The following is a 14,299-nucleotide window of genomic DNA, read 5'->3' on the forward strand; positions in this document are numbered from 1 at the left end:
TTGCGATGCGCGGTTTGGCGGCACCGTGATGCGTCGCGCGCATCGAGGTTGCGGGACTCGCTCCAGGGGCAAGTTACTGTGAACCAAGACTGGGGCCGCATTGCCGATCTTCTCGCGCAGCATGTGCAGCTGAGCTTTGCCGCGCTCGGGCTGGCTTTGCTGATCGCGCTGCCACTGTCGGTCTGGGCGGCGCGCGACCGCACGGTTGCGCGGGTGGCGCTGGGCTTTGCCAGCCTGATCCAGACCATCCCGGCGCTGGCGCTGCTGGCGTTGTTCTTTCCGCTGCTGCTGGCATTGTCATCGGTGTTCGGCGATGCGATCTCACCTTTGGGCTTTCTGCCCTCGCTGCTGGCGCTGACGCTTTATGCATTACTGCCGATCCTGCGCAACGCGGTCACCGGGCTGGCCAGCGTCGATGCAGCAATGGTCGAGGCCGCCGATGGCGTGGGGATGACGTCATTGCAAAAGCTGTGGTTGGTCGAAGCGCCGCTTGCCTCCCCCACCATCATGGCGGGCATCCGCACTGCGGCGGTGTGGACCATTGGCGCGGCAACGCTGTCCACCACCGTCGGCCAGCCGAGCCTTGGCGACCTGATCTTTGCCGGGCTGCAGACGCAGAACTGGTCGCTGGTGCTGGCCGGGTGCCTTGCGTCGGCCGGGCTGGCAATCACGGTCGATCTGCTGCTCGGCCTCATCGAAAGCGGCATCACCTGGCGCAAACATGCGCGCATCTGGGTGGCCGGCGTCGTGCTGACGCTTGGGCTGGTGCTGGCGCTCTGGCCTCCACCGGTTGAGGATCGCCCTGTCGTCACCATCGGTGCCAAGCGCTTTTCAGAACAATATGTCCTCGCCCGGCTGATCGGGGGGCGGCTCGAGGCGGCGGGCTATGCGGTGCGCTATCGTGAGGGGCTGGGCAGCGCGGTGGTGTTCCGCGCGCTCGCCAACGATGATGTGCAAATCTATGTCGATTATGCGGGCACCTTGTGGACCAACGAGATGGAGCGGCAGGACCGCGAGCCGCGCGCCAGCATGATCGCCGAGATTGGCCGCTGGGCGAAAGAGCGCCACGGCGTGCTGCTGATCGGCCCGCTGGGGTTTGAAAACACCTATGCCTTTGCAGTGCGGCCCGAGGATGCGAAGCAGCTGGGTCTCAGATCGCTCGATGACGTGGTGCGCGTCGCGCCCGATTTCGTGTTCGGCACTGATGTGGAATTTCTCGAACGCCCCGAATGGCAGATGGTGCAGGACGCCTATCCGCTGCGGTTCAAGGCGCGGCGCGCGTTCGAGCCGACCTTCATGTATCGCGCTCTGTCATCGGGCGACGCCGACATCATCACCGCATTTTCGTCCGACGGGCGGATTGCGGCAAACGGCTTTGTCGTGCTCGATGACCCCAAGGGCGCGGTGCCCAGCTATGATGCCTTGCTGCTTGCCAGCCGCAAGGCCGCTGCCGATCCGCGTCTGGTCGCGGCGCTCAAGCCGCTGGTCGGCGCAATCACGGTGGAAAAAATGCGCGAGGCCAATTATCGCGTCGATCGGGACAACAACAAGCAAACCCCCGCTGATTCGGCTGCATGGCTGGATCGGATGATCAGCACCAAGCCACCGACGGAGACCCCATGAGCGCCAAGCACCTGTTGATGAGCCTGCTGATCGCCCCGCTGCTGTTGTGGGCAAGCGCGGCGCATGCCGCCGTGACAATCACTTTTTACAGCCACGAGCTCGGCAGCCAGTTCCCCCATGCCTTCGCGACGCTGAAAGGCACCCTTGATGCGACCGGCGAGGCGGTCGACACCAATGTCGGCTTCACCGCGACCAGCACTGGCCCCGCCATCCTGTTCGGCGATGTCACTGGCCATATCAGCGTCGCCAAGCCCAAATACATCGCCAGCAGCGCAGCCCATTTCAGCTTTGAGCTGACCGATGCGGAATATCGCGCGGTGATGGCGGTGACCGACAAATGGCGCAACAAGAAGCAGAAGAGCTACAACCTCAACAAGGCCAATTGCGTGCACTTCATCGGTGAGGTGGCGCAGGCTGCGGGCTTGAAGGTCAATGCGAGCAGCAAGTTTTTCAAGAAGCCCACCAGTTACCTGAAAGAGATCACCGCACTTAACCGCAGCAGGCTGGCAGAGGGCAAGATACTGTTCAAGGGCTAACTAAGTCGCCGCACACACAGCCGCATGATACTCGCCCCGTGCAGCGCCATCGCGGCCACCACCAGATCAAGCGCGGCAAGGCGGGGCAGGCCCAACATGCGCTCGGCTGCTGCCCAGGCAAACAGGCTGATGATGCTCAGCCAGAAGGCGAGGCTGGCGGTCTCGCCCAGGATCTGACGGACGAACAGGTCGCGGCTGTTGTAGAGACGCCAGACCAGAAATCCCTGCACCGCCATCAACCCAGCCACGGCGATCATGCCGATGTCTGCAGGAATGGCCAGAACTGGTGCGAAGGCAACCAGACTTGTCACGCTTGCGGCGATGATCAGCACAATGCCCTGCCCGCGCAAGGCGGCGCGCGCTGCAGCGAACTGGCCGTGATCATTCTCGTTGCCCAGCCACGCCTTGAGATAGCGGTTGCGATACGCGGTGACAAAGCTGAGCGCCGCGAGCACTGCCATACCAACGGCAAGAGCCAGTGCGCCGACATGCACCCCCATGCCCGTCCCCCCTTACAAAGCGGCGTTGTTGTAGGAGTGCCAGGTCAGGATCGCGACCGCGCCGCGATGCGGTGACCATGGTTCGGCCAGCACGCGCGTTGCTTTCTCTGATGGTCGTTCATCCAGCTGCAGGATGCGACCAATGCCGGCCTGCACCGCCAGATCGCCTGCCGGCCAGATGTCGGCGCGACCTTCGGCAAACAGCAGATAGATTTCCGCCGACCAGCGGCCGATGCCCTTGATCCGGACCAGCTCGGCAATCGCGGCTTCGTCATCGGCGGGCAGGTTGGTGAGGTCAAGCGTACCGCTGATCACCAGCTCGGCGAGCGAGCGCGCATAGCCCTGCTTTTGGCGGGAGAGGCCGCAGGCGCGCAGGGTATCAAAGTCGCTGGCGATCAGCGCATCGACCGGGCAATCGCTGCCCAGTGCCGCCTCAAGCTTGTTCCACACCGAAGCCGCTGACGCGACGCTGACCTGCTGGCCGACGATGGTGCGCAGCAGCGTCGCATAACCGCGATCACGGATGCGTGGTTCAGGATAGCCCGCAATGCCCAGCGCGCGTGCGATGGCGGGTTCGCGCGCGGCCACCGCATCCAGCCCATCGTTCAGCTGCTCTGCGCTCAGTCCCATCGCCCGACTCCCCCATCTCATCCGGCACTTGCAATCGTGCAACGCGTTGACCATAGCATCCGCATCATCAGGAGCCAGAGGTTCCAAACAGCGTTTATGGGAGTGTGCATGCCAAAGCTTGTGGTCATCAATCGCGCCGGAGAAGAAAGCACCATTGAGGCCGAAACCGGTCTGTCGGTGATGGAAGCCATCCGCGACAACGGCTTTGACGAACTGCTGGCGCTGTGCGGCGGCTGCTGCTCATGCGCGACCTGCCATGTCCATGTCGATGCGGACTGGGCCGACAAGCTGCCGCCGATCAGCAATGATGAAGATGACCTGCTCGACAGTTCGGACCATCGCGATACGCTGTCGCGCCTGTCGTGCCAGATCCAGATGACCGATGCGCTCGATGGCCTTAAGGTTGTGATTGCTGAAGAAGACTGATCGCGTTTGCCGCTGAGCCTTGCCGGTTCAGCGTTACGATGTCTCGACAATCGCCAGAACCTCTGCGGGGCAGCTCTGCCCCTTGTATGCCGCAAAGCCCGCTGCCGCCTGTTGCACCTTCTCGTGCGGCGCAGCGGCCGCGTGATATTGGCGCAACGATCTGGCGAAAGCTTCGGGCTTGATTCCGTTCAACGCAATATGCCCGCCAAGTTGGTGCTTTGCGAGTGCAAACCCGGTCATCCGCTTTTCAAGATCGTAATGCACCACAACCTGCGGCAGGCCCGACAACAGCGCCGAACAGACAAAGCCATGGCCGCCGTGCGACAGCACAAAGCGCGAGCACGCCGCAATCTCGTCAAAGCCCAACGGCGCGGTTTCAACGATGATGCCTCGACTGGCCAACCCCTCGCGAAAAGCCGCACCCGCATCGGGCACATAGGCGCGCACCGGCAGGCCGCTGGCCTTCAGGCCATCCCATAAGGGCGCATCCGCCATCATTCGCGCGAAGGCGTAGACAAAAATCTCGTCACCGCGCGCTCCGGGGTTTGCCGGGATTGTCGCTGCGACCGCCGGGCTGGAGAGCGGGCGGATGCGAAAATCGGCATAGGGGTCGAGCAGCGAAATCTCGCCGACCAGCGCATGATCGGCGGCGAACAGGCCGGGCAGGCTGGCAATCGTCGGCTCGCCCATGCCCGCCAGCGCGGCATTGACCCGCGCCAGTGTCTCGCCCTCGCGATAGGCGGTCTCGGCCTCGATCAGCGCTGGAAAAAACTCCATTTCGGCAGGCGGCAACGAAAACCCCGTGCCCAGGGCAATTGATGGCACCCGCCCGCGCGCCGCGAGCGAGAGCGCGGGCGAAAAATCCCCCGCCACCACATCGGCGCGAAAATCAGCGATGATCTGTTGCCATGCGGTGATCAGCCCGGGCAGGGTCGCGGGCTCATCAAGCCCGACCCGCACCAGGATGTCGCCCATGCTGATTGCCAGCGCCCCGCCCGGGCTGATGAAGTTGGTCAGCAGCCGCGGCCAGAGCGGGGCCTGATACAATGGGAACGAGGCGAGCCGGTCAGCGGGCACGAAGGCAAGGTTCTGCAGCGCCAGCGCAACCTCATGCCCCTCTTCGGCCAGCGCATCGGCAATCGGATACAGGCGGCTGATATGGCCGCGATTGGCACCCAGTTCCCAGCCCAGCAGAACCCGTGCCATTGCTCTCCCCCCAAAACCCTTAAACTAGATGCCGCCAGCAGTGACAACGCGCCCTTCGTCCTCGAGCGCACTAACCAGCGCCGCCACGCACGCATCAAGCTGCGCCTGATCGGTCGAGCGCACCACGAAATTTGCGCCGACCCGGCCTTCGCGAAAGAATGGATAGCTGCCGATCTGGCAGCCTCCATGGGCACGTTCGGTGTCGCCGAGCAACGCCGCGACCTCGCTTTCCGCAACCCAGCAGCCAAGCGTTGCCGACAGCAGCGGCAAGCCGCCCTCAAGCGTGCCGGTGAGTGCATCGAGCATCCCGGCGGTGATGTGCGGAACCCCGGCCATGAGATACAAGTTGGCAATGCGGATGCCCGGCGCGCCCGACATGCGGTTTTCAATAAGCTCTGAACCATCGGGCACGCGTGCCATGCGCAGGCGACCTTCGTTGATGCCGCCGCGCGTTTCATAATAACGTTCAAGGATCGCGCGCGCCTTCGGGTGGATCACGACCTCGACCCCCAGCGCCTGTGCAATCGCATCGACGGTGATGTCGTCGTGCGTCGGCCCGATGCCGCCGGTGGTGAACAGATAATCGTTGCGCGCGCGCAATTGGTTCACCGCCTCGGCGATTGCATCCATATCATCGGCAATAACCCGCACCTCTTTCAGGCGAATGCCCTGCACGTTCAGCCAGCTGGCGATCTGCGCGACATTCTTGTCCTGCGTGCGTCCCGAGAGGATTTCGTCACCGATGACGATCAGCGCGGCAGTCCAGATGCGGGGTGTTGGTGCTGCGTCCATACAAATGCTGTCCATACCGGCATTGGCGTGAGGCGCAAGTGGGGCGCACTTTTTGCCGGGTCAATGCTCTCGCCGCCTGCGATCCAGAAAGGAGGCAGCTGCGAGTGCGATGACCTTAGGTGATTCGGCCCGCTTATTTCGAACGGATCCGACGCAAAGCGCGGGTTACGGATTGCTGGCCGGAGGCAACAGCAGGCCAGTGGTGCGCGAGTTTCTGCCACGGGGGACCGTCGAGCAACCCGCCAGAGCGGCCGAGTTGACGGCGGATTATTAGTGATCCAGCGCGGGTTCAACCGATCTTAACCGCACATCTGCTAACGGGAGATAGCCCAGCCGTTCACCTCAGCGAGACATTCCGCGCATGCAGACCGTCCCCACCGACATCCGCTTCCTGCTTGGCGACCGCCCTGTGCTGCGGGCGCAGCGGGCGTTGGTGCCGGTGGGCTATGGGCTTAACGCGGTGCTGAGCGGCGCGCGCCTGACGCCGCCATTGCTGCCGCGCGATGCCGATGGTTACCGGTTGCAATCGCTGCCGGTCGCGGCGCTTGAGACGATCGCCAAAGATTTTCCCGGCCTCATCGCCTCCAGCCCGCAAACCTATGCGCGGCATTATATCGACATGCGCCCGGGCTTTGACGCCTATATGGCGCAATTCTCATCCAAGACCCGCGCGACGCTTAAACGTAAGATGCGCAAGCTGGCCGAGGCTAACGGCGGCGCGCTCGATATTCGCAGCTATCACGCCCCAGATCAGGTCGCAGCGTTTTTCGATCTCGCGCTGCCGCTGGCGACGCGCACCTATCAGGCGCGGTTGCTCGATGCCGGGCTGCCCGAAACGCCCGCGTTCCGTAGCGAAGCAGCGGCGCTGGCAGCAGCAGACCGTTTGCGCGCCTACATCCTGTTCGTTGATAGCGCGCCGGTCGCTTATCTCTATCTGCCGGTGGCGGGTGACGTGCTGGTCTATGCGTATCTTGGCTATGATCAGGCGCACGCCGCGCTGTCGCCCGGCACGGTGCTGCAGATGCACGCGCTCGAAGCCCTGTTTGCCGAGCAGCGCTTTGCCTATTTCGATTTCACCGAAGGCGACGGCGCACACAAGGCCTTGTTCGGCACCCATTATGCACATTGCGCGACCGTGTTTCTGCTCAAGCCCACGCTCGCCAACCGGTTGCTGCTGGCATCCAACCGCCGCTTCAACGCTGGCGTGGAAGCGACCGGGGCGTGGCTGGACAAGGTCGGCGTGAAGGCGAAGGTCAAGAAACTGCTGCGCGGATAAATCTCAGATCGCGACGACTGATTCCAGCGTTGTAACCTCGTTGATCAGGAATGTGGACGCAATGCCTGCCTCATAGCGCAGGCGGCTGACCGCCTGCTCGCCATAGCGCAGCGCAGTACGCACCAGATTGGCAGGCAGCGTTTGCAGCGATGATTTGCCGCGCGGCACCAGCCGGTGGAACCCGGCATCTTCAAGCTTGCGATGTTCGGCAATTGCCTGACACATGCCGTCGAACCGCCGCGTGATGATTGGATTCACCTTGCTGCGATCGCGACTGAGCAGTTCGAAACTGTGGCTGACAATCGTGAAACATGGCCAGTCATAAGCGGCGGCATGCGCCAGCGCATCGCGCATTTCCCATGCGGAAAGCGCACACAGCTGCACCGCGCGGATGTTGCCTGGACGGTCCTGGATCACGCTCACCGGAATGATGCCAACCCCCAGATGCTGGCTGAACGGCGGCGTATCAAGCGGCAGGTTGATTGCGCATTCGCCGCTGACAAACGCCGGGTTGAAGCTGCTGTCATATTGCACCCCGATACTGCTCAACGCGCGCAGGGTATCGTCATTGGCGCCAAAGTTACCGGCGCGAAACGCGGTTGGCTCAGGAGCGCCCGCGATCATCAGCAGCGCACGCGCCTGATCGAGCAGCCGCACCTGATCATCCAGCGGAAAATCGGCGATGTTGCGGCCGCGCAGGTCGCACAGCTCATGCCCCTGGGCAAACTCGAGCCATTCGGTGTGAATGTGCAGCTGCACCTCGTGCCCGCGCTTGAGGATCGGCTCGACGATGCGTGCAATGACGCCCGGCCCATAGACCAGCGCCGGCATCGGATCGACAAAGAACACCCCGGTCAGCCCGTAATGTTCAAGCCGCTCCATTTGATAGAAGATACCAAACTCACCGTCACGGCACCTGCCGGTAATCGAGCTGTCAAAATTGTCCTGCGCGCTGACACCCTGCTGATGCAGGCGCAACGACAATTCCGTATCGACTGTAAACTGTACTTTGGTGACCATGCGCAAAGGCTCTAGATACGAGTTATTGAAGTTCGGTTTAAGCACCGCGATAGAGTCTGCATAACGCGGATGAAAAACGCAATATGGCAGAGCAACACTTGCCCCTAGCTTGGGCTGTCGCTGGACGCCGCAGCTATATTCATCCGCGTCGCACCGGATTGCCAGTATTGCAACCGGCCCAGCCGCATTAAAGCAAATGGTTCGCAATTGCATAAATAATTGATCTGCTAAGCTTTTTGAAGGTTGAAATGCCCGGCTCAGCGGCCTAACCAGGTCACCAAGGCGGCGGGAACGATATTTAGGAGCCGTCAGACCAGGTCGTGAAACGGACAGCAATTTGCCGGACTATTGCGCAACACAGGCACACCAATCCAACATTCCGCCTGTTCGACCAACAGCCCAGGCACGAACATTCATGTTTTCAGGCTTCTTTCAGGATAAGGATTGACCATGGCACGCAAGAAAATCGCGCTGATCGGCGCAGGCAATATCGGTGGCACGCTCGCACATCTCGCAGCGCTGAAGGAACTGGGCGACATCGTGCTGTTCGACGTGGTGGAAGGCGTGCCGCAGGGCAAGGCGCTGGACCTGTCGCAGTGCGGCCCGGTCGAGGGCTTTGACGCGAAGATCACCGGCACCAACGATTACGCGGATATCACCGGAGCCGATGTCATCATCGTCACCGCAGGTGTCGCGCGCAAGCCCGGCATGAGCCGCGACGACCTGATCGGCATCAACCTCAAGGTCATGAAAGCGGTTGGTGAAGGCATCAAGGCCAACGCGCCTGACGCATTCGTTATCTGCATCACCAATCCCCTGGATGCCATGGTCTGGGCGCTGCGCGAATTTTCGGGCCTGCCGCATCATATGGTGGTCGGCATGGCTGGCGTGCTCGATTCGGCGCGGTTCAGCCATTTCATCGCCGATGAATTCCAGGTGTCGGTGCGCGATGTGAACACTTTTGTGCTCGGCGGTCATGGCGATACGATGGTGCCTGTCGTGCAATATTCGACCGTTGCTGGCATTCCCGTGCCCGACCTCATCAAGCAGGGTCGTTCGACGCAGGAGCGCATCGACGCCATCGTCAAGCGCACCCGCGGCGGCGGCGGCGAGATAGTTGCGCTGCTCAAGACCGGCTCTGCCTTTTACGCGCCCGCCGCGAGCGGCATTGCGATGGCCGAGGCGTATCTCTCCGACCAGAAGCGGCTGCTGCCCTGCGCCGCCTATGTCGAAGGCAAATACGGGCTTGATGGCCTGTACGTCGGGGTGCCGGTGATCATCGGTGCAGCCGGTGTCGAGCAGATCGTCGAGATCGAACTCGATGACGAAGCCAAGGGCAACCTGCAGGTCTCGGTCGATGCGGTCAAGGAACTGCTCGATGCATGCAAGGCGCTGGATTCGAGCCTGACTTGATGCTGGCCACCGGTCATATGATCGGATTGGCTGCGCTGGCGGCGGCACAAACGTCTGCCCCGCCAGCGCCAGCTCCCTATCCGGTGCGCGAGGTGCTGACCGCCTTTGCCACCGCCTGCTCAGGCGTTGAACACCCCGCCGTGGCAAAAGCGTCGGCGCTCGCTGCAGGATGGAGACCCCTGCCCGCCGGTGACAATGGCCAGCTTAGGAAGTTGGTTGCGATCGGCAAGGCGCAGGTCGCAGAAGGCGACCCCAACATCACCCTGCTACCCGGCGAGGAGTTTTCAATGACTGTTGCCGGTCGTGCGCTTGCATTGGCGTTGTCGGGCATCGATTTTGGCTCTCTGCGCTCTTACGGCTGCCGCATGTATGATTTCTCCGCAACTGCGGCCCTGTCCGCCGACGATCTGGAAGGTTGGGCGGTGCGCAAGCCCCGGCGGGAAGACGACGACAGCCTCGTCAAGTTTATCTGGGAACCGGGGATGAAGCCCGGCCACCATCAGATGGAAATCAGTTTCGTGCCGCAAGGAGCGCTTGCAGACACCGACATCCCTCTTTCCGGCCTCGTATTCGTGGCCTCAGCTATGGAGTTCGTAGAACAATGAGCATTCTCGTCAACAAGCACACCAAGGTGATCACGCAAGGCATGACCGGCGCGACCGGCACTTTCCATACCGAGCAGGCGCTGGCTTATGGCACGCAGATGGTCGGCGGCGTGACCCCAGGCAAGGGCGGCACCACCCACATCGGCCTGCCCAATTTCAACACCGTGGCCGAAGCAAAAGCCGCCACCGGCGCTAGCGCCAGCTGCATCTATGTGCCGCCGCCATTTGCCGCCGATTCGATCCTTGAGGCGATTGACGCTGAAATGGAACTGATCGTGTGCATCACCGAAGGCATTCCGGTGCTCGATATGGTGCGCGTCAAACGTGCATTGATTGGCAGCAAGTCGCGGCTGATCGGCCCCAACTGCCCCGGCGTGCTGACCCCCGAAGAATGCAAGATCGGCATCATGCCCGGCAGCATCTTCAAAAAGGGTTCGGTTGGCGTCGTGTCACGGTCGGGCACGCTTTCCTATGAAGCGGTGCACCAGACAACTGCGGTCGGCCTTGGCCAGACCACGGCGGTTGGCATTGGCGGCGACCCGGTTAACGGGACCAACTTTATCGACGTGCTCGAGTTGTTCCTCGCGGATGACGAGACGACATCGATCATCATGATCGGCGAAATTGGTGGCAGCGCCGAGGAGGACGCCGCGCAGTTCATCAAGGATGAAGCCAAGCGCGGCCGCAAGAAGCCGATGGTCGGCTTCATCGCCGGAAAGACCGCCCCCCCGGGCCGTCGCATGGGCCATGCCGGAGCGATCGTTTCGGGCGGCGAAGGCGGCGCGGACGACAAGATCGCGGCGATGGAAGCGGCCGGCATCCGCGTTTCCCCCTCGCCATCGCTGCTCGGCACAACGCTGGCGGAACTGCTGGAGACGGTGTGACGTTGATACCCTCTCCCTTCACGGGAGAGGGGGTGTGACGTTGATACCCTCTCCCTTCACGGGAGAGGGAAAGCATCGCGAAGCGATGCGAGGGAGAGGGCGGGGCGCACAGTCGGTGGTGCGCATTCCCCCTCTCCCAGCTTCGACTAGGCGCTTGCAGCGCCAAGTCTGCGCAACCCTCTCCCACGGTGGGGAGAGGGGTTTGAAGGACGCTGACGAATGACCTACGACGCACATGATTTCGATCCCGCTGAGGCGGCGCAGGCCGGGCCCAGCTGGCAACGCAGTGGCTGGCCACTGGCCGATGGCGATGATCTGACGGCGGCACTCGACCCGATGCAGATGCAGGCGGCGGTCAAGACCGCGATCCGGGATGCCTCCTCAGCCCAAGGCCAGCCGGTCGACGAGGCAGCGATTGCGCGCGCGGCGGACCGGTCGATCCGCGCGATGATGCTGATCCGCACCTATCGGGTGCGCGGGCATCTTGGCGCGGATCTTGATCCGCTGGGCCTGTCGCAGCAGGAACTGCCCGCTGATCTGACGCCCGAATACCACGGCTTCACCGGCGCGGACATGGACGAACCGGTGTTTCTGGGCGGCACCATGGGCTTTGACCAGGCCACCGTGCGTCAGCTGATCGCCACCCTGCGCGCCAATTACTGCGGCAAGGTCGGCCTTGAATATATGCACATCGCCGATGTCGAGGAACGCCGCTTCTTTCAGGACCGGATGGAAGGCGTCGACAAGGGCGTCGAGTTTACCGACAACGGCAAGAAGGCCATTCTCGCCAAGGTGATCGAGGCGGAGACATTTGAGAACTTCCTCGGCAAAAAATATGTCGGCACCAAGCGGTTTGGGCTCGATGGCGGCGAATCGATGATTCCCGCGCTAGAAGCTGTCATCAAATATGGCGGCCAGTTGGGCCTCAAGGAAATCGTCTACGGCATGCCGCATCGCGGCCGTCTGAACGTGCTCGCCAATGTGATGGCCAAGCCCTATCGCGTGATCTTCCATGAATTTTCGGGCGGGTCGTCCAACCCTGATGATGTCGGCGGAGCGGGCGACGTCAAATATCACCTTGGCACCAGCACCGACCGCGAGTTCGATGGCATCAGCGTGCATATGTCGCTTGTCCCCAACCCTTCACACCTTGAGGCGGTTGACCCGGTGGTGCTGGGCAAGGTGCGCGCGCAGCAGGTGGTGCGCGATGACCTTGATCACCACACCCAGGTGCTGCCCGTGCTGCTGCACGGCGATGCGGCCTTCGCAGGTCAAGGCATCGTTTGGGAATGCCTCGGCTTTTCCGGGATACGCGGCTACAACACCGGCGGCTGCATCCACTTCATCGTCAACAACCAGATCGGTTTTACCACGAGTCCGCAATTCGCGCGCTCATCGCCCTATCCATCCGATGTCGCCAAGGGCGTGCAGGCGCCGATTTTGCACGTCAACGGCGATGATCCCGAAGCGGTGACCTTTGCCTGCAAGATGGCGATCGACTTTCGCCAGCGGTTCCACCGCGATGTGGTGATCGACATGTGGTGCTATCGCCGCTTTGGCCATAATGAGGGCGACGAGCCCAGTTTCACCCAGCCGCTGATGTATGCCAAAATCCGCCAGCATCCGCGCGTCAGCAAAATCTATGGCGACCGGTTGATCGCGCGCGGCGTTGTGACGCAGGAGTGGATCGATAGCACCGCCAAGGCGTTTTCGGACAATCTTGAAATCGAGTTTGAGGCAGGCAAGAACTACAAGCCCAACCAGGCGGACTGGTTTGCCGGGCGCTGGTCAGGCCTGCACATGCCCGCCGACCCCGAAGGCGCGCGGCGCAACATCGAAACCGGCATCGACAAGAAACTGCTCGAAAGCCTTGGCCGCACATTGACGACTGTGCCCGAGGGGCACGAGGTGCACAAAACGCTGCGCCGCGTGATCGACGCCAAGCGTGAGATGTTCACCAAGGGCGAAGGCTTTGACTGGGCCACCGGTGAGGCCCTTGCTTACGGATCGCTGGTGTCTGAAGGCTATGCAGTGCGCTTGTCGGGTCAGGATTCGGGGCGCGGCACATTCAGCCAGCGTCACGCGGTGTGGATCGACCAGAACACCGGCAAGCGCTACGTGCCGCTCGAACAGGTGCCGCATGGCCGGTTCGAGGTGCTCGACAGCCCGCTGTCCGAATATGGCGTGCTTGGCTTTGAATATGGCTATGCCATGGCAGATCCGAAGACGTTGGTGCTGTGGGAAGCGCAGTTCGGCGATTTCGCCAACGGCGCGCAGATCATGATCGACCAGTTCATCGTTAGCGGCGAGGCCAAGTGGCTGCGCGCCAACGGCATGGTGCTGCTGCTGCCGCATGGCATGGAAGGTCAGGGACCTGAGCACAGCTCGGCGCGGCTCGAACGCTTTCTGCAGATGTGCGCGGGCGACAACATCCAGGTGTGCAACATCACCACGCCTGCGAACTATTTTCACGTGCTGCGCCGTCAGATGCACCGCCCCTTCCGCAAGCCGCTCATCATCATGACGCCCAAGTCGCTGCTGCGGCACAAGATGGCGGTGTCATCGGCCAAGGATTTCGCCACCAACAGCCATTTCATGCGCATCCTTTCCGACCCCAAGCAGCCTGAAGACAAGGACATCAAGCGCCTTGTGCTGTGTTCGGGCAAGGTGGCGTTTGATCTGATGGAAGCGCGTGATGCGGCGGGCGACACTGAAACCGCGATCATCCGGCTCGAACAGCTTTACCCGTTCCCCGGCGATCCGCTGACCATTCGCCTGAAACGCATGGTCAATCTGCAAGAAGTCGTGTGGGCGCAGGAAGAGGCGAAGAACAACGGTTCGTGGTTCTTTGTCGAGCCGTTCATCGAAGAATGCCTCAGCGACGCCGGGGTGAATCCGAAGCGGCCACGCTATGCCGGACGCATCGCTGCGGCATCACCCGCCACCGGCCTCGCCAAGCGGCATCAGGCCGAACAGGGCGCGTTGATCGCCGATGCGTTGGGCCAAAACGTGCGTGACGAGATAAGACGCCGCCGCAAAAGTTGACAGATTTTCCTGTGTCGGCCCCCACCTGGCACGAAGCGATAAGGTTTTGAACTATGAGCATCGAAGTCAAAGTCCCCGTTCTGGGCGAATCGATCAGCGAAGCGACCATCGGCGAGTGGCTTAAGCAGCCGGGTGACGCGGTTGTCGCCGATGAGCCGATTGCCAGCCTTGAAACCGACAAGGTTGCGGTCGAAGTCCCCTCCCCGTCCGCAGGCGTGATGGGCCAGCAGCTGTTTGCCGCAGGCGATACCGTGCAGGTCGGCGCGTTGTTGGCGATGATCGAGGCTGAAGGCAGCGCGCCGGTCAACGCCTCGCCTGCGCCGACGTCCGCACCCGCTCCGGC

At 62.2% G+C, this 14,299-nt stretch carries 14 protein-coding genes; 9 read left to right on the top strand and 5 right to left on the bottom strand.

All coding sequences use genetic code 11. The annotated features are described in order from the left end of the window. Positions 1 to 78 precede the first annotated feature (78 nt). Both ACEW8G_RS01890 and ACEW8G_RS01895 read left to right on the top strand, forming a co-directional pair. On the top strand, positions 79 to 1,623 hold the full coding sequence (locus tag ACEW8G_RS01890) for an ABC transporter permease/substrate-binding protein (protein ID WP_373486756.1): 1,545 nt from the start codon (positions 79 to 81) through the stop codon (positions 1,621 to 1,623). Further along, positions 1,620 to 2,159 (top strand): hypothetical protein, encoded by a 540-nt coding sequence (locus tag ACEW8G_RS01895; protein ID WP_373486757.1) that lies wholly within the window; start codon positions 1,620 to 1,622, stop codon positions 2,157 to 2,159. The genes ACEW8G_RS01890 and ACEW8G_RS01895 overlap by 4 nt, the downstream gene beginning before the upstream one ends. Here the strand turns inward: ACEW8G_RS01895 and ACEW8G_RS01900 are convergent. Then, positions 2,156 to 2,659, bottom strand: coding sequence for a hypothetical protein (locus ACEW8G_RS01900; protein ID WP_373486758.1), 504 nt, complete (start codon positions 2,657 to 2,659; stop codon positions 2,156 to 2,158). The two genes, ACEW8G_RS01895 and ACEW8G_RS01900, sit on opposite strands and share 4 nt — an antisense overlap. A 12-nt stretch (positions 2,660 to 2,671) precedes the next feature. After that, on the bottom strand, positions 2,672 to 3,289 hold the full coding sequence (locus ACEW8G_RS01905) for a DNA-3-methyladenine glycosylase (protein ID WP_373486759.1): 618 nt from the start codon (positions 3,287 to 3,289) through the stop codon (positions 2,672 to 2,674). Positions 3,290 to 3,397: 108 nt separating this feature from the next. Between ACEW8G_RS01905 and ACEW8G_RS01910 the strand changes: the two genes are divergently transcribed. After that, positions 3,398 to 3,715: a 2Fe-2S iron-sulfur cluster-binding protein gene (locus ACEW8G_RS01910; protein ID WP_373486760.1), complete on the top strand. Its 318-nt coding sequence runs from the start codon at positions 3,398 to 3,400 to the stop codon at positions 3,713 to 3,715. Between the two features lie 33 nt (positions 3,716 to 3,748). Here the strand turns inward: ACEW8G_RS01910 and ACEW8G_RS01915 are convergent, their stop codons facing one another. Beyond that, positions 3,749 to 4,921: a glycosyl transferase-like UDP-glucuronosyltransferase gene (locus ACEW8G_RS01915; RefSeq protein WP_373486761.1), complete on the bottom strand. Its 1,173-nt coding sequence runs from the start codon at positions 4,919 to 4,921 to the stop codon at positions 3,749 to 3,751. Between the two features lie 24 nt (positions 4,922 to 4,945). Further along, positions 4,946 to 5,713 carry a competence/damage-inducible protein A gene (locus ACEW8G_RS01920; protein WP_373486762.1) on the bottom strand — a complete coding sequence of 256 codons (768 nt, stop codon included), beginning with the start codon at positions 5,711 to 5,713 and terminating at the stop codon, positions 4,946 to 4,948. 361 nt (positions 5,714 to 6,074) lie between these two features. Between ACEW8G_RS01920 and ACEW8G_RS01925 the strand changes: the two genes are divergently transcribed. Further along, positions 6,075 to 6,989 (top strand): GNAT family N-acetyltransferase, encoded by a 915-nt coding sequence (locus ACEW8G_RS01925; RefSeq protein WP_373486763.1) that lies wholly within the window; start codon positions 6,075 to 6,077, stop codon positions 6,987 to 6,989. Positions 6,990 to 6,992: 3 nt separating this feature from the next. Here ACEW8G_RS01925 and ACEW8G_RS01930 read toward each other — a convergent pair whose 3' ends face one another. Next, positions 6,993 to 8,009: a hypothetical protein gene (locus tag ACEW8G_RS01930; protein WP_373486764.1), complete on the bottom strand. Its 1,017-nt coding sequence runs from the start codon at positions 8,007 to 8,009 to the stop codon at positions 6,993 to 6,995. A gap of 450 nt (positions 8,010 to 8,459) precedes the next feature. Between ACEW8G_RS01930 and mdh the strand changes: the two genes are divergently transcribed. The 5 genes from mdh to ACEW8G_RS01955 all read left to right on the top strand — a co-directional run. Then, the gene (mdh, locus tag ACEW8G_RS01935) at positions 8,460 to 9,422 is read left to right on the top strand and encodes a malate dehydrogenase (RefSeq protein WP_373486765.1); all 963 of its coding nucleotides are present in this window, start codon (positions 8,460 to 8,462) and stop codon (positions 9,420 to 9,422) included. After that, positions 9,419 to 10,027 carry a hypothetical protein gene (locus ACEW8G_RS01940; RefSeq protein WP_373486766.1) on the top strand — a complete coding sequence of 203 codons (609 nt, stop codon included), beginning with the start codon at positions 9,419 to 9,421 and terminating at the stop codon, positions 10,025 to 10,027. Before mdh ends, ACEW8G_RS01940 begins: the two co-directional genes overlap by 4 nt. Beyond that, on the top strand, positions 10,024 to 10,911 hold the full coding sequence (gene sucD / locus ACEW8G_RS01945; protein WP_373486767.1) for a succinate--CoA ligase subunit alpha: 888 nt from the start codon (positions 10,024 to 10,026) through the stop codon (positions 10,909 to 10,911). The genes ACEW8G_RS01940 and sucD overlap by 4 nt, the downstream gene beginning before the upstream one ends. Positions 10,912 to 11,130: 219 nt before the next feature. Then, complete coding sequence (locus ACEW8G_RS01950) at positions 11,131 to 13,956, top strand: 2-oxoglutarate dehydrogenase E1 component (RefSeq protein ID WP_373486768.1); 2,826 nt, start codon at positions 11,131 to 11,133, stop codon at positions 13,954 to 13,956. Positions 13,957 to 14,009: 53 nt separating this feature from the next. Further along, the coding region (locus tag ACEW8G_RS01955; protein WP_373486769.1) for a biotin/lipoyl-containing protein at positions 14,010 to 14,299 on the top strand (290 nt) is incomplete at its 3' end.

It is taken from the genome of Blastomonas sp. (assembly GCF_041747255.1).
Classification (GTDB): domain Bacteria; phylum Pseudomonadota; class Alphaproteobacteria; order Sphingomonadales; family Sphingomonadaceae; genus Blastomonas.